Raw genomic sequence first — 18,495 nt, forward strand, 5'->3', positions numbered from 1 at the left:
CTCACACCCCCACCGCCCCCAGCAGCACCCCCGCCGCATAGGTGACCCCCATCGCCACCGCACCCCCACCCACGTTCCGCCAGATCGCGCGGCCCGCCGGGGCCGAGCCGAGGCGGGCGCTGCCCCAGCCGGTGAGGGCGAGTGCGGCCAGGACCGAGCCGACCGTCACGTAGAGGCGGACGGCGGCGGGGGGCAGCACGATCGCGAGGAGGGGGAGCAGCGCGCCCGCCGTGAAGGCGAGGAAGCTGGCCCAGGCCGCGTGCCAGGGGTTGGTGAGTTCGTCGGGGTCGATGCCGAGCTCGACGCTGGCGTGGGCGCGCAGCGCATCGCGTTCGGTGAGCTGGAGCGCCGCCTCGCGGGCCACCTCCTCACTGAGGCCGCGGTCGGCCAACAGGCCGGTCAGCTCGGCGAGTTCGGCCTCGGGTGACTCCTTCAGCTCGCGCCGTTCCTGGGCGAGCGCGGCCTTCTCGGAGTCCCGCTGGGTGGAGACGGAGACGTACTCGCCGGCCGCCATGGACATGGAGCCGGCGAGCAGTCCGGCCAGGCCCGCCGTCAGGAGGGCCGAGCGGGAGTCCGTCGCCCCGGCCACGCCGACGACGAGACCGGCGGTGGAGACGATCCCGTCGTTGGCGCCGAGGACCGCGGCCCGCAGCCAGTTGAGCCGCGAGCCGAGCGCCCCGCTGTGCGCCTCGTCGTGCTGGTCGGTTGAGCTCATGCGGGGCAGGGTCTCACCCCGCCCCTCACCACACGCGCACCGACCCACCCAGCGCGAACGCCGGGCTGGACGCCTCGGCCGGGATCTCCTTCAGCGGCTCGGCGACCTCCGCCACCGTGGGGCCGACCCGGGCCGCGACCTCGTCCAGGAAGGGGAGGTCGAAGCCGTAGACGCGGGCCGCGTTGCCGCCGACCATCGCCGCGACCTCGTCGCTCGGCAGGCCCGCGTAGGCGATGCGCAGGCCCTCCCGGGAGAAGGGGGTGGTGCCCTCGTCGTGCGGGTAGTCGCTGCCCCACATGATCTTGTCGAGACCGATCCGGTCCCGCAGCGGCACCTCGTGCGGCCGCATGAAGCTGGCGCCGACGAAGCAGTTGTCCCGCCACACCTGCGAGGGGCCGCGGCCCATGGACTCGGCCAGGCCCGTGCCGAACTTGGACTCGGCCGTGGAGGCCTTCGTCGCGGCCGCCATCAGACGCCCGTGGTAGTAGTCCAGCATGTCCAGGACGCCCGGGATCCAGCCCGAACCCTGCTCGGTGAGGACGAGCTTGAGGGAGGGGTGGCGGTCGAAGGCGCCGCCGAAGATCAGGTGCCACAGCGCCCGGTGCGAGAACCACGTGGTCTCCACCATGAAGACCGCCCGCGCCGCCGGCTCCTCCCCCAGCGGCGGGGAGGCGGACCCGCCGTGGTGGTTGACCGGTACGTCGAGTTCGGCACAGACCGCCCAGATCGGGTCGTACGCACCGGAGTACAGCTCGGGGATTCCGGAGCCCGGCGGGGCGCCCGGCAGCATGATGCCGCCGGTCAGGCCCGCCTCCTTGGCCCGGCGGATCTCGCGCACCGCCTCCTGGACGTCGTTCAGGAGGATCTGCGCGACGCCCGCCCGGCGGCCCGGAGCCTCGGCGCAGAAGTCCGCGAGCCAGCGGTTGTGGGCGCGCAGGCCCGCCCAGCGCTGCTCGAACTCCTCGCGGGTGGGCGCGGGAGCCATGAGGGAGGCGGAGGGGAAGAACGGCGGGATCGTGTTGGGGAAGACGACCTCCGCGACGATGCCGTCCTCCTCCAACTCGGCAAGCCGGCGCGCCGAGTTCCAGTTGCGGTCGGCGGTGTCGGCCATCAGGTCCTCGTACGGATTGACGTAGGTGGCCGCCCATGCGTCGAAGGCGTCGTGGTACTTCGACTCCAGGTAGGGCCGGTAGTCCAGGAGGTCGGCCCCGGCGTGGCAGTCCGCCGAGACGACGGTGTAGCGCTCGGCGGTCACCGGTCCACCCCCAGGACGGGGAAGTCGTGTTCGGTCAGCCAGTGGCGGCCCACCTCGCGCGAGCGCGCCCAGGACGCCTCGACGGTCAACTGGTCGTCGGGCTGGCCCAGTTCGGCCGGTGTCGGACCGATCCGGCGGGCGATCGGCGCCAGCTTCGCGGTGTCGAAACCGAAGACCTCGGCCGCCGCGAGGCCGAGCATCCGCCGGGTCTCGCTCACCGGGATGTCGTGGAAGGTGTTCTTCAGCCACTCACGGGTGTTCGGCCACGTCCCCTCCGGGTGCGGGAAGTCCGAGCCCCACAGGATGTTGTCGACGCCGATCTCGTAGCGCTGGGCCAGCTCGCGCCGCTTGGTGTTGGTGGCGCAGATGAAGATCTGCCGGTCCAGGTAGTCGCTCGGCGGCCGTTTCAGCTCGGCGAACGGCGAGAGCTTCTTGCCGCCGTGGGCGCCGAGGTAGAGGCGGTCCATGAACCACAGCAGGTTCGGCAGCCACCAGCAACCGGACTCCGCCACACCGAACTTGAGGCCGGGATGCCGCTCGAAGACGCCCGACCACAGCAGGAACCACAGGGGGCGGGCGGGCCACCACGTCACCTCGGACACATAGATGCCCAGGTGGTCGCCGTACTCGTGGCGCGGCGCCGCGCCCGAGTGGGTCACCAGCGGCATCCCGGTCTCGGCGGCGGCCGCCCAGACGGGGTCGTAGCGGCGGTCGTGGTAGGGGGCCCGGTCCACCCACATCGAGGGGATCATGAGGGCGCCGAGCCCGGACTCCTTGGCCCGGTGGATCTCGGCGACGACCCGGTCGACCTCGCCCGTGACGGGCAGCAGGGCGACCCCGCAGTGCCGTTCGGGGTTCTGTCCGACGAACTCGGCGAGCCAGCGGTTGTGCGCCTGCGCGCCCGCCATGCCGAGGTCGGGGTCCTGGTCGCCGGAGAGGCCGAGGCCCACGCCGAAGGGGGCGGCGGTGCGGCTGTCGACGGCGTCCGCGTCGGGGAAGACGACCTCGGCGGCCACTCCGTCCCCGTCGAGTTCCTTGAGGCGCTGCACCGCGTCCCAACCCCCGCGCAGGCCCTGCTCGTTGTCGCTGAACCAGCGGTCGGCGAAGGCCTCGTTGCGTACGCCGAGCCGGGTCATCTCCTCGCGGCGGCGGTCGCGCCCCGCGAGGAACTCGTCGAACTCCCGGTGGAAGCGGGCGTCCAGGTAGGGCCGGTACTCCTCGGTGGGGAGCCCGGCGTGGCAGTCGGAGGAGATGATCAGGTACGGGTCGTTCTGCGCCGATGCGCGTGCTGCGTTCTGTGCTGTCATCGCACGTCCCTCGTCAGTCCAGAATGAAGCTTTCCAGGTACGCCGGGTTCGCCCGGTCGAGCATCGACTGCGAACGGGCTCTGATCTGCCGGTCGCTGTGCTCGCTCGCCGGCAGCATCCAGAACCGGTCGGCGCGGATCCCGTCGACGACCTCGGCCGCCACGGCCTCGACCGGGGTGAACTCGATCTCGTGGCCGGCCGCCCTCATGGCCGCCTCCCACTGGTCGAGGCTGCGGTAGGGGGTCTTGCGCGGCCGCTCCTTGGCGAAGCGCTCGGGCCGGTTGCGGTGCGACTCCCACAGGCCGGTGCGCAGCATGTGCGGCCCGGGGAAGAGCACCGAGGCGCCGATCGGGACGCCCTCCGCCTTCAGGTGGGCGTACAGGGACTCGGTCATGGTCACGACGGCCGACTTGGTGACGGCGTACACGGAGGCGGTCGGCAGCGGGGCGATGCCGCCGTCGCCGGAGGAGGTGTTGACGATCCGGCCGGGCCCGCCGCCCGCGATCATCCGGGGCACGAAGGCCTGGATGCCGTGGAAGACGCCCCACACATTGACCGCGAAGGCCCACTTCCAGTCGTTGGCCTCGTGCTCCCACATCCGGCCCTCGGCGCCCGAGCCGACCCCGGCGTTGTTGCACAGCACGTGCACCGCCCCGAAGCGCTCGTACGCGGCGTCCGCCAGCGCGAGCACCGAGTCCCGCTCGCTGACGTCGACGGTCCGGGCCAGCACCTCGGCCCCGTCCTCGCGCAGCTGCCCCGCCGCCTTCTCCAGGGCGCCCTCCTCGACGTCGGCGAGGACGACCTTCAGCCCCTCGGCGGCGAACCGCCGGGCCATCGCGAGCCCGATCCCGCTCGCCGCGCCGGTGACCACGGCGACCTGCCCCTGCCCGAGCTCCATGGTCAGACGCTCCCCTCGGGCGGCCCGTCGAGGATCTGCTGGGGGTCGTCGTAGCGCTGGTGGATGTAGGGCAACAGGGCCTGGGCGCTGACCCGTTCGGCCACCGTGCCCTTCTGGTCGGTGGTCTTCTCGCCGATGGTGATCTCCACCAGGCGGCGCACCGGCAGGTCGGCGACGGGGTCGTACATCGACTCGCGCAGCACCACATCGCCGGTGATCTTCTCCAGTTTGCGCACCTTCTCGTTGCGTACGCAGTGGACGAGGACGGGGTCGGCGTCGAAGCCCGCGCCGTCGACGGCCGGCAGGAACTTGAAGTAGAAGTCGGTCTTGCGCGTCGGCTCGGGCAGCGGCAGCGGCCCGTCGACAGCGCCCCGCACCTCGACGAACGCGATGCCGTGCCGGGCGAGCGAGGCCCGCACGACCAGGCCGTCGCGCTCGACGTCCACCTCGCCGAGCTTCTTCGGCTCGCCGAACACCTCGCGCCCGCCGATCAGGGCCCGCTCGTGGGTCATCGGCATGACCAGCGGATACCAGCCCTCCTGCCCGTCGTGCACGGCGGCGACCGCCACCGAGCCCGCGCCGAGCGGATAGCCGGGCAGGTCGACCTTGCTGATGTTGGCCCGCACCAGCGGGCGTTCGGCGGGCTTGAGCGGCGGCGGCAGGACGGCCGCGACCGCGTCGGGGTCGCTCTCCCAGACCGCCACCACACCGGTCGACCAGATGTCCGGGAGCTTGGCGCTCGCGGTGCGCGCGGCCTGGATCTCGGCCTCGGTGCGCGCCCCGTACCGTACGCGTGCCATGTCGTACCACCCTTCGCAGGCTGTTCTCTTCCGGGGGTCTGTAACACAGTTACACCGAGCGCGATGAAGGGTAAAGAGCCGTGCACCCACCTGAATTGATGGAGCATCAGATATGGCGCGTACGTCACTCACCCGCGAGGAGGTCCTGATCGCGGCCGGATCCCTGGTCAGGCAGCACGGGCCGGCCGCCCTCACGATGCGGGGGCTCGCCGCCGAGCTCGGCACCGCGGTCACCTCGATCTACTGGCATGTCGGCAACCGCGAGTCGCTCCTGGACGCGCTCGTCGAGCGGACCGTCGCGGAGCTGGGCGAGATCCGGCCGCACGGGCGCACCCCGGCGGCACGCGTGCTCTCGGTGGCCCGCGCCCTGCGCCGCGAGCTGCGTGCGCGCCCGCACCTGATCGCGATGGTGCACGAACGCGGTCTGACCGACCGGATGTTCCTGCCCGCCCAGCAGGCCCTGGTCCACGAGGTGCACGCGGCGGGCCTGCGCGGCGCCCGCGCGGCGCAGGCGGTACGGGCCATCCAGTTCCAGGTGGTCGGTCACGTCCTGATCGAGCGCAACCGTGAACGGGCCCCCGTCCAGCGCCCGGCGGAGGAGGAGCTGTGGGACCCCGGCACGGCCGAACAGGACCCGGCGCTCGCACGCGCGCTGGCGGGGGCGGTGGACCAGGACCGGCTGTTCACCGACTCGGTACGGGCGCTCGTGGCGGGACTGCTCCCGGGGGACCCGGACCGATCGCTCCGCGGCGCGGACCGGGCGGCCCCCGAGGACCCCAAAGGGATTGACAGCACGGCAGGTTGACAGCTTCCGACCGCCGGTGACCGCGACCGCCGGGCCCGGCGTCCGACCGGCCCCGGCCCGGACTGTCAGTGAGGCCCCGTATTCTCTGTGACCATGCTCGACGACCTGACGACAGCAGCGACGTGGCCGGCCGCCTACCCGCAGGGGTACGCGGTCGTCGACGTGGAGACCACCGGACTCGCTCGCGACGACCGGATAATCTCGGCTGCCGTCTACCGCCTCGACGCCCAGGGCAATGTCGAGGACCACTGGTACACGCTGGTCAATCCCGAGCGCGACCCCGGCCCGGTGTGGATCCACGGGCTGAGCAGCGATGTGCTCGAAGGCGCCCCGCTCTTCCCGGAGATCGCCGACGAGTTCGCGGCGCGGCTCGACGGGCGGGTCCTGGTCGCGCATAACGCGATCTTCGACTGGCAGATGATCGCGCGCGAGTACGCACGGGCCAGGAGCACCGCGCCGGTCCGTCAGCGGTTGTGCACCATCGCCCTTTCGAAGGAACTGGCCCTGCCCCTGCCCAACCACAAACTGGAGTCGCTCGCCGCGCACTACGGCGTCGTGCAGCAGCGCGCCCACCACGCGCTCGACGACGCGCGGGTGCTGGCCGAGGCGTTCCGGCCGAGCCTGCACGCGGCGGCGGCCGGCGGGGTGCGCCTGCCGCTGCTCGAATGCCGGCCGCTCACCGAGTGGACGGACACCCCGGCCACCCCCCGCATCGGCTACCAGGCCTCCTACCGCGGCGGCTCGGGGACATGGCGGGCCTCGCGCAAGCGCCCCGCCTGCCCGTACCCCAACCCGGGGCGCTACGAGCCGGACCGGCCCCTGAAGCAGGGCATGCGGGTGGCGTTCTCCGGGGACACCTCCGTCGACCGCGAGCTCCTGGAGGACCGGGCCGTCGAGGCGGGCCTGCACGTGGCGACGAGCGTGTCGCGGCTCACCAGCCTGCTCGTCACCAACGACCCCGACTCGGCCACGTCCAAGACCGTCAAGGCGAAGTCCTTCGGCACCCCGGTCGTCGACGAGGCGGCCTTCACCCAGCTGCTGCGGGATGTGACACCGGCAGACGGGTGAGTGCCGGGGCGCGGCGCCCACCGCGTGCGCCGGTCAGCCTCCACCCTGTGGCGCATGGCACGTTGCGAGGTCTGCGGAAACGACTACGGGATGTCCTTCGAGGTGCACGCGCAGGGCGCGGTGCATGTCTTCGACTGCTTCTCGTGCGCCATCCACCGCATGGCGCCCATCTGTGAACACTGCCGGGTCCAGATCATCGGCCAGGGGGTCGAGGTCGAGGGCTCGTGGTTCTGCGGAGCGCACTGCGCCCGCGCGGAGGGAAAGGCGGGCATCGTCGACAAGGTCTGACCCCCCTCCCCGGCCGACCCCTTCCCCGGCGGTTCGCCGCCACCCCACCCGGCGCACCCCGTGACCCGAGTTGTACGGTCATGGGGTGTACCGCTTCCTGTTGTCCCGGCAGTGGGTGCTCGTCACCCTTCTGGCCCTCGCTCTCATCCCCACGATGATCGAGCTGGGTTTCTGGCAGCTGCACCGGCACGAGCACAAGGTCGCCCAGAACTCGCTGATCGCCGACAACCTCAAGGCCGAGCCGGTCCCGGTGACCGACCTCACCTCCCCCGGCCACACCGTCCCGCGCGCGGACTACTGGCGCCAGGTCACCGCGACCGGCAGCTACGACACCGCGCACGAGGTCGTCGTACGGCGCAGGACCGCGGCCGACGGCCGGGTCGGCTACCACGTGCTCACCCCGTTCGTCCTGGCCGGCGGCGGCCCCACCGTGATGGTCAACCGGGGCTGGATCGCCGACAACGGCAACCAGACGGACTTCCCGAAGATCCCGGCACCGCCCGTCGGCAAGGTCACCGTGACCGGCCGTCTGATGGCCGACCAGACGACCGCGGCCAGCGGCATCAAGGACGTCAAGGGCCTGCCGCCCCGCCAGGTCATGCTGATCAACAGCGCCGAGCAGGCCAAGGCGCTCGACCGCACGGTGCTCGGCGGCTACATCGAGCAGACCGCGCCCGAGTCGCCCGACAACTCCCCCGAGCTGATCCCGGCCCCCGACGACAGCTCGATCGGCCCGCACATGGCGTACGCCGTCCAGTGGTGGCTGTTCTCGGCCGCGGTTCCGGTCGGCTGGTTCATCCTCGTACGGCGCGAGAAGCAGGACCGCGAGGCCGCGGCGGCCGAGCCCGCCGCCGCGCCCGAGCCCGTGACCGCCGCGTAGCGGTCCACGGTGGTCCGGCGATCTTCCTCTGCTTAGCAATTTGCGCGGCCGGGAACACGCCTTGGCGTGACCCAACGTACTCAGCGCATCGAGGACTACGCCCTCATCGGCGATCTCCAGACCGCCGCCCTGGTCGGCCTCGACGGATCCATCGACTGGCTCTGCCTGCCCCGCTTCGACTCCGCCGCCTGTTTCGCGGCGATGCTCGGCGACGACAACAACGGCCACTGGCGGATCGCCCCGGCCGAGGCAGGCCCCTCGGGGCGGTGCGAGCGGCGCGCCTATCTGGATGATTCGCTCGTCCTGGAGACCTACTGGGAGACCGGCACCGGCACGGTGAAGGTCATCGACTTCATGCCGCAGCGCGACAAGGCCCCCGATGTCACGCGCATCGTGGAGGGCGTCAGCGGCACCGTCGAGATGGGCTCGGTGCTCCGGCTGCGCTTCGACTACGGCAACGTGGTGCCCTGGATAAGGCGTTCCGACGGCCACCGGGTGGCGATCGCGGGCCCCGACTCGGTGTGGCTGCGCAGCGAACCCGAGGTCAAAACGTGGGGCCAGGACATGAGCACCCGCTCCTCGTTCACGGTCCACGAGGGGGAGAAGGTCGCCTTCGTCCTCACCTGGCACCCCTCGCACGAGCCCCGTCCCGACCTCATCGACCCGTACGAGGCCCTGGAGCAGTCCCTCGCCGACTGGCGGGAGTGGGCGGCCCGCTGCCAGTACGAGGGGCCCTACCGGGACGCCGTGATCCGCTCCCTGATCACGCTCAAGGCGCTCACCTTCGCCCCCACCGGCGGCATCGTGGCGGCCCCCACCACCTCGCTCCCGGAGGAGATCGGCGGCATCCGCAACTGGGACTACCGGTACTGCTGGCTGCGGGACTCCACCCTCACGCTCGAAGCACTGCTCTCGGCCGGCTATCTGGAGGAGGCCGCGCAGTGGCGGAACTGGCTGCTGCGCGCCGTCGCCGGGGATCCGGCCGACCTCCAGATCATGTACGGCCTGTCCGGCGAGCGCCGCCTGCCCGAGGTCGAACTCCCTTGGCTGAAGGGCCACTTGGGGTCGGCGCCGGTACGGATCGGCAACGCGGCGGTCGAGCAGCTCCAGCTCGATGTGTACGGAGAGGTCATCGACTCGCTCTATCTGGCGCGCGAGGCGGGCCTCAAGAGCGAGACCCACGCCTGGAACCTCCAGCTCAGCCTGCTCGACTTCCTGGAGGCGCGCTGGCGCGAGCCGGACGAGGGCCTGTGGGAGGTACGCGGGCCGCGCCGGCACTTCGTGCACTCCAAGGTGATGGCGTGGGTGGCCGCGGACCGCGCGGTGCGCACGCTGGAGTCCGACCCGGAGCTGCGCGGGGACGCCGGGCGCTGGCGCCGGATGCGCGACGAGGTGCACAAGGAGGTGTGCGAGAAGGGCTTCGACCCGGTCCGCAACACCTTCACCCAGGCGTACGGCTCCGAGGAGCTGGACGCGGCGACCCTGCTCATCCCCCGGGTCGGCTTCCTGCCGCCGGACGACCCGCGGGTGATCGGCACGGTCGACGCGATCCACGCCGAGCTCGGCGGCAGTGGCTTCGTACGCCGCTACACCACGGACGCCGCGACGGTGGACGGGCTGCCCGGCGCCGAGGGCACCTTCCTGGTGTGCTCCTTCTGGATGGCGGACGCGCTGCGCCTGACCGGCCGGGTGAAGGAGGCGCGGGAACTGTTCGAGCGGCTCCTGACGCTCCGCAACGACGTCGGGCTGCTCGCCGAGGAGTACGACCCGTCGGCCGACCGCCAGCTCGGCAACTTCCCGCAGGCCTTCAGCCACATCGGCCTGGTCGCCACCGCCTGCGCACTGGAGCCGGGCTGCGGGAACGAGGCAGGATAGCCACCATGGATCTTGGACTGAAGGACCGTGTGTACGTCGTCACCGGGGCCTCGCGGGGCCTCGGCCTCGCGTCCGCCCGCGCGCTCGTCGCGGACGGCGCGAAGGCCGTCATCACCGGCCGCGACGAGAAGACGCTGGCCGACGCCGCCGCCGAACTCGGCCCCGGCGCGTTCCCGGTGACCTCCGACAACGCCGACCCGGAGGCGGCGGCCCGCCTGATCGCCGCCGCCCGCGAGCACTTCGGGCGCTTCGACGGCGTGCTGATCAGCGTGGGCGGCCCGGCGCCGGGCTTCGTCGCGGACAACACCGACGAGCAGTGGCAGTCGGCGTTCGAGTCGGTGTTCCTCGGCGCGGTACGCCTCGCGCGGGCGGCGGCAGCCGAACTGGAGGAGGGCGGGGTGATCGGCTTCGTCCTGTCCGGCTCCGTCCACGAGCCGATCCCCGGCCTGACCATCTCCAACGGCCTGCGCCCGGGCCTCGCGGGCTTCGCCAAGTCGCTGGCGGACGAGCTCGGGCCGCGCGGCATCCGCGTGGTGGGCCTGCTGCCGTCCCGTATCGACACGGACCGGGTGCGGCAGCTCGACGAGCTGTCCGGTGACGCGGAGGCGACGCGGGCGGCGAACGAGGCCCGCATTCCGCTGCGCCGCTATGGCACGCCGGAGGAGTTCGGGGGCGCCGCCGCGTTTCTGCTCTCGCCGGCGGCGTCGTATCTGACCGGCGTCATGCTGCCGGTCGACGGCGGCGCGCGCCACGGCTTCTGACCCGCCCCGGGGCAGGGGGCTGGGGCTGGGCGCGGGGCGGCGGCGCCCCGCCCCCACCCCCCTACAACCGGGGCCCGTTGAGCCAGTCCGCGCAGTTCCCCGCGCCCCTAAACCCTCATACGGCTGCGGACCGTAGGGGCCGTTCGCGCAGTTCCCCGCGCCCCCAAAACCCGTCTCCGGCCGCACCACCGTGCGTGGTTGCTCGCGCAGTTCCTCGCGCCCCTAAAGCCTCATACGGCTGCGGACCGTAGGGGCCGTTCGCGCAGTTCCCCGCGCCCCAAAACCCGTCTCCGGCTGCACCGCCGTGCGTGGTTGCTCGCGCAGTTCCTCGCGCCCCTAAAGCCTCATACGGCTGCGGACCGTAGGGGTCGTTCGCGCAGTTCCCCGCGCCCCCAAAACCCGTCTCCGGCTGCACCGCCGTGCGTGGTTGCTCGCGCCCCTGTAGGTGATCCGGAACCCGAAAGCATTGGTGCGGGCCCGCATCGGGGCATTTCAGCCCGTCATGGGGGTCCCCCTGGACCTCAAGGCCTTGGGGGAGTTTGAGGACGAGCGCCCTTAAGGCGCGAACGGGGTCTGGGGCGGAGCCCCAGGGTCACTTCAACCCCCGGAGGGTTGGGGGAAGGGGCGGGGTGGGGAAAGGCCTCCGGGGTCTGGGGCGGAGCCCCAAGGGGAGCTCGGCCGGCCGCACGACCCTGGTCACGTCACGCGGTGCGCCCGGTGTTTGACGGCGCGGAGACGAACCTCCGCAGGGAGCACGGACAGCCCCGCCGAGTCCCGGGCATGCGCCAGGGACTCGGACTCCAGCCGGCCGAGTGCCACCGCGGGCTGCGCGTGCGGCTCCAGAAGAAGGGCCACCCGCGCGGCCGGCGCGGAACGACGCCCCGTCAGGGCCACCTGCGCCCGGGCCACCCCGTCCAGCTCCTCCGCCTCGCCCGCCAGGGCGGACTCCAGCGCCCGCCCCCGCAGCACAGCCCCCTTCCCGTCCCCCGAGTCCACCAGGATCTCGGCGAGCCGGGCCCGGCGCAGCTGGGCGAGCAGCCACCACAGGGCGAGCAGCACGACCAGCGCGAGGGCGGCGATGACCGCCGGCCACCACCAGCCCTGGTCGTGCCAGTGGAAGCGGCGGGACCGGCTCAGCAGGACGTCGTGCTTGGTGCCCCAGGGCCACCAGGACGGCACGCCGAGGCCGAGCCCGACGGCCAGCACCGCCCCGCCCACGAGGAGCAGCACAAGACCCACGAGGCCCAGCACCACCCGGTTGACCGTCCTCAGCATGGTTCAGCCCTTCCGTACCGAACGGCTCACATGGACCGCGAGCCCGGGCGGCCCGGCAAGGCCGAGTTCCCGGATGCCCGCACCCAGCGCCGCGTCCAAGTCGGCCCGTACGTCGTCGAGTTCGCGGAAGTGCGACAGGGCCTTCACCACCACGCGCCTGCGGCCCAGGCGGACCCGCGCCGACTGGATGCCGGACACCTCCATCGCCCGGTCGCGCAGCACGAGGGCCGCCGCGGCCCGGTCGAGCCCGGCGCGCACGGCCGAGGAGCGGCGCCGCATCGGCAGGATGCCGCGCAGGCCGGGGGTGAGTGCGAGCACGATCAGCCAGAGGCCGAGCAGTGCGACGACCGCGGCGCCGGCGAGCACCGCCACGTCGTCGACGGAGTGCTGCGCGAGCCAGTCGGCGAGCCCGGACCGCCAGCGCATGGCCGAGTGGTGGGCGCGGACTGCGGCGATGTCGTAGAGGAAGATGCCGGCCGCGGCGAGGATCAGGAGTGCGCAGAGCCCCGCGGGCACCCGGCGCACCGACCAGAAGCGGCCCGCCCTGCCGCCGTCGCCCTCGGCGAGGACCGGCACGGCGTCGTAGTCGGCGGCCGAGGCCGACTGGTCGAGCCCGGGATCGGCGGCCGCGTGGGGGCCGTGCTCGATCACGGGAAGTCGCTGTGTGCTGTGCTCGCCCTCGTACGGCCCGCTCATCGGATCCTCCCCCGGTCCGCCGCGCCCTCGGCGTGCAGACGCTCGATCTGCACGGCCACTTCGGGCACCTCCATGCCCGCCAACGCCCTTACCCGCTCGGCCACTTGGCGACGCACCGCGCCGCACTGGCCGCCCAGGTCCCCGGGGTAGCCGAGTTCGAGGCTGATGCGTACGCGGGCGGAGTCCTGATGGACGGTCACGGTGGCACGGGGCGGGGCACCGTCGTCGGGGACCCGGTCGAGGGCCTCTCTGGCCGCCTGTGCGGCGATCTTCGCGACGACCCGGTCGGCGATCCGGGTGGCGCCGCGCCGGGCGGGCTCGATCTGTTCGGCCACCGCCATCGGTCAGCGCCGCCGGTCGCCGCGGTCGCGGGGGCGGAAGAAGTCGCCCGGTTCGAGATCGCCGTCCACGAAACGGCCGACCACGAAGCCGATCGCGCCTAGCGCCGCGACCAGCAGGAAGGCTCCGAACCCACCGAAGTATCCGGCGAAACCAAGTGCCATGCCGGCCATCAGGCCAACCACCGCCATGCTCATGCCGAACTCCTCGGTCCGCTGAGTCGGGATCAGTTCCAAGTCGAGATCAATTGCCGATCGGCGCCGCCGCTACTGGAGCCTGGACTCCGGCTCGTCGTCCTCCTCGTCGGGCAGCTTCACGTCACTGACCGCGATGTTGACCTCGACGACCTCAAGGCCGGTCATGCGCTCCACCGCGGAGATCACGTTCTCCCGCACGTCCCGGGCGACCTCGGCGATGGATACGCCGTACTCGACGACGATTTCGAGGTCGAGCGCGGTCTGCACCTCGCCCACCTCCGCCTTCACGCCGCGGGAGACGCCCGACTTGCCGCCGCCGGGCACCCGGTCTCTGACCGCGCCGAAGGTACGGGAGAGGCCGCTGCCCATGGCGTGGACACCGATGACGTCTCGCGCCGCGAGGCCCGCGATCTTCTCCACGACGCCGTCGGCGATCGTGGTGCGGCCGCGGCCGCCCGCGTCCGCGCCGCCGCGCTTGGTGACGGACGTCTTCTTCGCCTGCTCGGCGGATTCGCCGGCCGACTCGTTCCCGGGTGCACCGGGCCGGTTGCGCTGTGCGCTCGTGTCGCTCATGACCGTTCGTCCCTTCGCCCTTGGACTCCATTGCCCACATTAAGTGCGCTTGCCCCGACTCGCGCCCGGGATGCGGCAGGCTGGGGTCATGACGGGTGACGCATGGAGTGCCGCGGTACGCCGCCGGCTGGGCCTGGGCCGACTGCTCGCGCTGGGCGGTCCGCGGGACGGATCGTGGATCACCGAACGGGCCGCGGTCGCGGTCCTGGGGGCCGCGGCGGCCACCCTGCCGGGCCTCGCGACGACATCACTGAGGCTGGGCCCGGCGGACCCGGAGGCCAGGGCGGAGCCGCTGGTTCCGGCCCCGCCGAGCGCCCTGGCGCCGGTCCCGCTGCGGGTGACGGCGCGGCTCGCGGCGCTCGGCGGACTCCCGCTGCCGGAGCTGGCGGTGGCGCTGCGGGAGGTGCTGTTCACCACGGCGGACGAACGCCTCGGCCTGATCGTGTCGGACGTCGATCTCCAGGTGGCGGAGCTGCTCGACGCCCTTCCGGAACCCCCGGATGGCGGTCCCCCGGCCGGCCCAGCCGAGCCGCCCGCGACGGCCGCCGCGGCGGCCGCCCTCGCCACCCCCGGAGTGGCCCATCTGACGGCCGAGCTGGGCGCCCCGGTGCATGAGGCGGACGGCCATGTCCGCGTGGAGCTGGCCACTACGGGCCACCCCCTGGAGGTGGCCCGAGCGGTGCGCGCGGCGGTGGCCCGGGCGGTGCCGGGGGCGGATTCGGTCGGGGTGCTCGTCACGTGGGCCGGCCCCTAGGGCCGGTCCGGGCCCGCCGGGCCCGCCCGGGGGTCAGTCGGAGAGGCCGGCCAGGTCGCGCAGGCGGCGGGCCTGCGCGGCGCGCTCGGCGCGGCGCTGCTCCTCGTAGTCCCGCCCGGGCGCACCGCGCAGCAGGGCCTTCGTCTCGACCACGGCGTCCCGCGGCGCGGCGAGGAGCGCCCCCGCCAAGTCCCGTACGGCGGAATCGAGTTCATCGGCGGGCACGGCAAGGTTGGCCAGGCCGACGCGCTCGGCCTCGTCGGCTCCCACGAACCGTCCGGTCGCGCAGATTTCGAGCGCGCGGGCGTATCCGACGAGCCCGACCAGCGGGTGCGTGCCGGTGAGGTCGGGGACGAGTCCGAGGCTGGTCTCGCGCATGGCGAACTGCACGTCCTGCGCGACGACCCGGAGGTCGCAGGCGAGGGCGAGCTGGAAACCGGCACCGATCGCGTGCCCCTGGACGGCCGCGATCGACACGATGTCGTTGCGGCGCCACCAGGTGAACGCCTCCTGGTACTCGGCGATGACCCCGTCGAGCTCGTCGTCGGAGCCGCGCGCGAGATCGAGGAAGGAGGGCTCGCCGTCGAAGCCCTCGGGGGTGAAGGCCTGGCGGTCGAGGCCGGCGGAGAAGGACTTGCCCTCGCCGCGCAGCACAACGACGCGAACGCTGCCCGGGATTGACCGTCCGGCCTCCGCCAACGCCCGCCACAGAGCGGGAGACTGGGCGTTGCGCTTGGCCGGATTGGTCAGGGTCACCGTGGCGACCGCGTCGTCGACGGAGAGCCGTACGCCATCCTTGTCGAATACCTCATGTACGGATACGGGCGTAGCCATGGGGCGCCTCCGGGTCAGTGGCCGTCATCGAGCGACCGCCTCGGCGGTCGCTAAGTGACTGCACAGTAACCACCCGGTCGACCGCACGGCCGACCGGGTGGCCACCAGGGGACCCGGGGGGCCACAGGTGCCGTCCGGAACGCCTCGGTCAGGCCGAGGTGGCCTTCTTGCCCCGCGTCGCTCCGCCGCGTCCACGGAGAGTGACCCCGGACTCGCTGAGCATCCGGTGTACGAATCCGTAGGACCGGCCGGTTTCCTCGGCCAGCGCCCGGATGCTCGCACCGGAGTCGTACTTCTTCTTCAGGTCTGCCGCGAGCTTGTCGCGCGCGGCGCCGGTTACCCGGCTGCCCTTCTTCAGAGTCTCGGCCACCCGTGCCTCCTCATGGGAAGTGCGCTCTGGACTTCTCATGATCACCCCTTCCCGGCTTCCTGGCCACCCATTCGGCAAGGTCCGTCCAACAAGCTTGGACTCACCAGGCGTGAGGAAGCCGGCCGGAATATCGCATTCCGGCTGGCCACGCACATATCCCGGCCCGAAAGTCGAGACGAAGCGCCAGGTCAGCGCTGTGTTCCGGGTCACATACGGGAAAAGGCCCGTCCCACGAGGGACGGACCTTGATCCCGCACCCGACACTCCGGGGTACGAGACGCTCTCACTCAGATTGAGGATCACGCGTAGGCCGAATGATCCAGCGGCAGTGGATCAACGGATGGATCATGCACCGATGACGCCCCGGCCCGTTCGCGCGGCCGGTCAGGCGAGGGCGACCAGGTCCGCGTAGTCCGGGCCCCACAGGTCCTCGACGCCGTCCGGCAGCAGGATGATCCGCTCCGGCTGGAGCGCCTCGACGGCGCCCTCGTCGTGGGTGACCAGGACGACCGCGCCCTTGTACGTACGCAGTGCGCCGAGGATCTCCTCACGGCTCGCGGGGTCCAGGTTGTTGGTGGGCTCGTCGAGCAGCAGCACGTTGGCGGACGACACGACGAGCGTGGCGAGCGCGAGACGCGTCTTCTCGCCGCCGGAGAGGACCCCGGCGGGCTTGTCGACGTCGTCACCGGAGAACAGGAACGAGCCGAGCGTCTTGCGCACCTCGACGAGATCGAGGTCCGGCGCGGACGAGCGCATGTTCTCCAGGACCGTGCGGTCCGGGTCGAGCGTCTCGTGCTCCTGCGCGTAGTACCCCATCTTCAGGCCGTGGCCCGGGGTGACCTCGCCGGTGTCCGGCTTCTCGGCCCCGGCGAGCAGCCGGAGAAGCGTCGTCTTGCCGGCGCCGTTGAGGCCGAGGATGACGACCCGCGAGCCCTTGTCGATGGCCAGGTCGACGTCGGTGAAGATCTCCAGCGAGCCGTACGACTTGGAGAGGCCCTCGGCGGTCAGCGGCGTCTTGCCGCAGGGCGCGGGCTCGGGGAAGCGCAGCTTGGCGACCTTGTCGGAGACGCGGACCGCCTCAAGGCCGGAGAGCAGGCGCTCGGCGCGCTTGGCCATGTTCTGCGCGGCGACGGTCTTGGTGGCCTTGGCGCGCATCTTGTCGGCCTGCGAGTTGAGGGCCGCGGCCTTCTTCTCGGCGTTCTGGCGCTCGCGCTTGCGGCGCTTCTCGTCCGCCTCGCGCTGCTGCTGGTAGAGCTTCCAGCCCATGTTGTAGACGTCGATGTGGGAGCGGTTGGCGTCCAGGTAGAACACCTTGTTGACGACCGTCTCGACGAGGTCGACGTCGTGGGAGATCACGATGAAGCCGCCGCGGTACGTCTTGAGGTAGTCCCGCAGCCAGACGATCGAGTCGGCGTCGAGGTGGTTGGTCGGCTCGTCCAGGAGCAGGGTGTCGGCGTCCGAGAACAGGATGCGGGCGAGTTCGATGCGGCGGCGCTGGCCACCGGAGAGCGTGTGCAGCGGCTGGCCGAGCACCCGGTCGGGCAGGCCGAGCGCGGCGGCGATGGTGGCGGCCTCGGCCTCGGCGGCGTAACCGCCCTTGGTGAGGAACTCGGTCTCCAGGCGCTCGTACTTCTTCATCGCCTTCTCCCGCGTGGCGCCCTTGCCGTTCGCCATGCGGTCCTCGTTCTCGCGCATCTTGCGCAGCACCTCGTCGAGGCCGCGGGCGGAGAGGATGCGGTCGCGGGCGAGCACGTCGAGGTCGCCGGTGCGCGGGTCCTGCGGCAGATAGCCGACCTCGCCCGAGCGCGTGATGGTGCCGGCGGCCGGGATGCCCTCGCCGGCCAGGCACTTGGTGAGGGTGGTCTTGCCCGCTCCGTTGCGGCCGACCAGGCCGATGCGGTCGCCCTTGGCGACGCGGAAGGATGCGGACTCGATGAGGACTCGGGCGCCGGCGCGCAGCTCGATGCCGGTGGCGGTGATCACGGAAAGACTCCAGGGCGGAATGGACGGCGGACAGGACGGGGTCGCGGAGGTCGACGCCGCCTAATGCACAAGGAGAATTGCCATGGGGTCAATTCTAACTGGGTCGCGCAACCCGGTTTCCGCCACGGTCCGAGCGCCCCTCACCTGGGAGGTCGTTGCCCAGCGGGGTGCGCCCCGGGGTGATCTTGCCGAGCCCGTCGACCGCGGTCAGTTCCTGGCTCCACGCCTGGTTCCGGGCGTCCCGGCCCCGGCAGGGCTGCGCGAGCAGCAGCACCCCGCGCAGGTGCGCGGTGCGCGCGGGATCGAACGCACAGCCCTGCTTCGCGGGCAGCAGCCAGCGCAGATCCCCGTCGTCGGCACGGAAGGCGCTGACGCGTTCGGGGGTGACGACGGCCAGCATGCGGGCGTCCGCGTCGAGCGGCTGGAGCACTCCGGCGGCGCGGTCGGGCCGCCCGGCCAGCCAGGCGCCGAGGCCGGGCACCGCCCGGTGCCAGCGGACCCGGCGCGGGCCGGTGTCGGTCACCATGCCGTCGGTCCACAGGGCGAAGGCGTGGCCGGGTGCCCGGTACAGGGCGAGCGGCCTGCTGCCGCGTCTGCGGTACGTCCAGCGCCGGGCGCCGGTGTCCCGGTCGTACGCCTCGACGGCCGCGCCCCGGACGCGTACCGCGGCGGGGGCGGCAGGGGGTGCGGCAAAGCGGGCGAAGCGGTCGCCGTACGGGGTCCGGTCGGCGTGGTGGGCGGCGGTGACCAGCGGGAGAGCGAGTACGGCGGCGACGGCGGTCAGCGCGAGACGGGTCCGGTCCATGACGCGCCGAGCGTATC

At 72.4% G+C, this 18,495-nt stretch carries 21 protein-coding genes; 7 read left to right on the forward strand and 14 right to left on the reverse strand.

Annotated elements, in window-relative coordinates; genetic code table 11:
* Nucleotide 1 precedes the first annotated feature (1 nt).
* From CG740_RS08185 to CG740_RS08205, 5 genes are read right to left on the reverse strand one after another with little or no spacing between them, the layout of a single operon-like run.
* On the reverse strand, nt 2-715 hold the full coding sequence (locus CG740_RS08185; RefSeq protein WP_100574338.1) for a VIT1/CCC1 transporter family protein: 714 nt from the start codon (nt 713-715) through the stop codon (nt 2-4).
* A 25-nt stretch (nt 716-740) separates the two neighbouring features.
* On the reverse strand, nt 741-1,970 hold the full coding sequence (locus CG740_RS08190) for an amidohydrolase family protein (RefSeq protein ID WP_100574339.1): 1,230 nt from the start codon (nt 1,968-1,970) through the stop codon (nt 741-743).
* Entirely contained in the window at nt 1,967-3,277 is a 1,311-nt protein-coding gene (locus tag CG740_RS08195; protein WP_100574340.1) for an amidohydrolase family protein, read from the reverse strand. Before CG740_RS08195 ends, CG740_RS08190 begins: the two co-directional genes overlap by 4 nt.
* 13 nt (nt 3,278-3,290) lie before the next feature.
* Nucleotides 3,291-4,175 (reverse strand): SDR family NAD(P)-dependent oxidoreductase, encoded by an 885-nt coding sequence (locus CG740_RS08200; protein ID WP_100574341.1) that lies wholly within the window; start codon nt 4,173-4,175, stop codon nt 3,291-3,293.
* A 2-nt stretch (nt 4,176-4,177) separates the two neighbouring features.
* Nucleotides 4,178-4,975: an acetoacetate decarboxylase family protein gene (locus tag CG740_RS08205; RefSeq protein ID WP_100574342.1), complete on the reverse strand. Its 798-nt coding sequence runs from the start codon at nt 4,973-4,975 to the stop codon at nt 4,178-4,180.
* Between the two features lie 112 nt (nt 4,976-5,087).
* Between CG740_RS08205 and CG740_RS08210 the strand changes: the two genes are divergently transcribed.
* The 6 genes from CG740_RS08210 (at nt 5,088) to CG740_RS08235 (ending at nt 10,652) form a co-directional block, all read left to right on the forward strand.
* Nucleotides 5,088-5,780: a TetR/AcrR family transcriptional regulator gene (locus CG740_RS08210; protein WP_100574343.1), complete on the forward strand. Its 693-nt coding sequence runs from the start codon at nt 5,088-5,090 to the stop codon at nt 5,778-5,780.
* A gap of 87 nt (nt 5,781-5,867) precedes the next feature.
* Nucleotides 5,868-6,848, forward strand: coding sequence for a DEDDh family exonuclease (locus CG740_RS08215; RefSeq protein WP_100574344.1), 981 nt, complete (start codon nt 5,868-5,870; stop codon nt 6,846-6,848).
* Between the two features lie 54 nt (nt 6,849-6,902).
* Nucleotides 6,903-7,136: a hypothetical protein gene (locus CG740_RS08220; protein ID WP_100574681.1), complete on the forward strand. Its 234-nt coding sequence runs from the start codon at nt 6,903-6,905 to the stop codon at nt 7,134-7,136.
* Between the two features lie 85 nt (nt 7,137-7,221).
* Nucleotides 7,222-8,016, forward strand: coding sequence for an SURF1 family cytochrome oxidase biogenesis protein (locus tag CG740_RS08225; protein ID WP_100574345.1), 795 nt, complete (start codon nt 7,222-7,224; stop codon nt 8,014-8,016).
* A gap of 66 nt (nt 8,017-8,082) precedes the next feature.
* Nucleotides 8,083-9,891, forward strand: a complete 1,809-nt coding sequence (locus CG740_RS08230) for a glycoside hydrolase family 15 protein (RefSeq protein ID WP_100574346.1) — start codon at nt 8,083-8,085, stop codon at nt 9,889-9,891.
* Nucleotides 9,892-9,896: 5 nt separating this feature from the next.
* On the forward strand, nt 9,897-10,652 hold the full coding sequence (locus CG740_RS08235) for an SDR family oxidoreductase (protein WP_100574347.1): 756 nt from the start codon (nt 9,897-9,899) through the stop codon (nt 10,650-10,652).
* A gap of 696 nt (nt 10,653-11,348) precedes the next feature.
* Here CG740_RS08235 and amaP read toward each other — a convergent pair.
* The 5 genes from amaP to CG740_RS08260 all read right to left on the reverse strand — a co-directional run bounded on the left by amaP (nt 11,349) and on the right by CG740_RS08260 (nt 13,732).
* Nucleotides 11,349-11,927, reverse strand: a complete 579-nt coding sequence (gene amaP, locus CG740_RS08240; protein ID WP_100574348.1) for an alkaline shock response membrane anchor protein AmaP — start codon at nt 11,925-11,927, stop codon at nt 11,349-11,351.
* A 3-nt stretch (nt 11,928-11,930) separates the two neighbouring features.
* The gene (locus tag CG740_RS08245) at nt 11,931-12,623 is read right to left on the reverse strand and encodes a DUF6286 domain-containing protein (RefSeq protein ID WP_100574349.1); all 693 of its coding nucleotides are present in this window, start codon (nt 12,621-12,623) and stop codon (nt 11,931-11,933) included.
* Entirely contained in the window at nt 12,620-12,964 is a 345-nt protein-coding gene (locus tag CG740_RS08250) for an iron-sulfur cluster assembly protein (protein WP_100574350.1), read from the reverse strand. Before CG740_RS08250 ends, CG740_RS08245 begins: the two co-directional genes overlap by 4 nt.
* A gap of 3 nt (nt 12,965-12,967) precedes the next feature.
* Nucleotides 12,968-13,159: a hypothetical protein gene (locus CG740_RS08255; RefSeq protein ID WP_100574682.1), complete on the reverse strand. Its 192-nt coding sequence runs from the start codon at nt 13,157-13,159 to the stop codon at nt 12,968-12,970.
* A gap of 69 nt (nt 13,160-13,228) precedes the next feature.
* Entirely contained in the window at nt 13,229-13,732 is a 504-nt protein-coding gene (locus tag CG740_RS08260; protein ID WP_100574351.1) for an Asp23/Gls24 family envelope stress response protein, read from the reverse strand.
* A gap of 88 nt (nt 13,733-13,820) precedes the next feature.
* Between CG740_RS08260 and CG740_RS08265 the strand changes: the two genes are divergently transcribed.
* Nucleotides 13,821-14,486 carry a hypothetical protein gene (locus CG740_RS08265; protein WP_199846377.1) on the forward strand — a complete coding sequence of 222 codons (666 nt, stop codon included), beginning with the start codon at nt 13,821-13,823 and terminating at the stop codon, nt 14,484-14,486.
* 33 nt (nt 14,487-14,519) lie between these two features.
* Here CG740_RS08265 and CG740_RS08270 read toward each other — a convergent pair whose 3' ends face one another.
* From CG740_RS08270 to CG740_RS08285, 4 genes are all read right to left on the reverse strand, one after another.
* Entirely contained in the window at nt 14,520-15,320 is an 801-nt protein-coding gene (locus CG740_RS08270; protein ID WP_100574353.1) for an enoyl-CoA hydratase/isomerase family protein, read from the reverse strand.
* Nucleotides 15,321-15,468: 148 nt separating this feature from the next.
* Nucleotides 15,469-15,690, reverse strand: coding sequence for a helix-turn-helix domain-containing protein (locus CG740_RS08275; protein ID WP_009337982.1), 222 nt, complete (start codon nt 15,688-15,690; stop codon nt 15,469-15,471).
* A gap of 384 nt (nt 15,691-16,074) precedes the next feature.
* Complete coding sequence (locus tag CG740_RS08280; RefSeq protein ID WP_100574354.1) at nt 16,075-17,673, reverse strand: ABC-F family ATP-binding cassette domain-containing protein; 1,599 nt, start codon at nt 17,671-17,673, stop codon at nt 16,075-16,077.
* A 94-nt stretch (nt 17,674-17,767) separates the two neighbouring features.
* Complete coding sequence (locus CG740_RS08285; RefSeq protein WP_100574355.1) at nt 17,768-18,478, reverse strand: hypothetical protein; 711 nt, start codon at nt 18,476-18,478, stop codon at nt 17,768-17,770.
* Nucleotides 18,479-18,495: the final 17 nt, after the last annotated feature.

Source organism: Streptomyces sp. CB01201 (genome assembly GCF_002803085.1).
In the GTDB taxonomy this organism is placed as follows: domain Bacteria; phylum Actinomycetota; class Actinomycetes; order Streptomycetales; family Streptomycetaceae; genus Streptomyces; species Streptomyces hundungensis.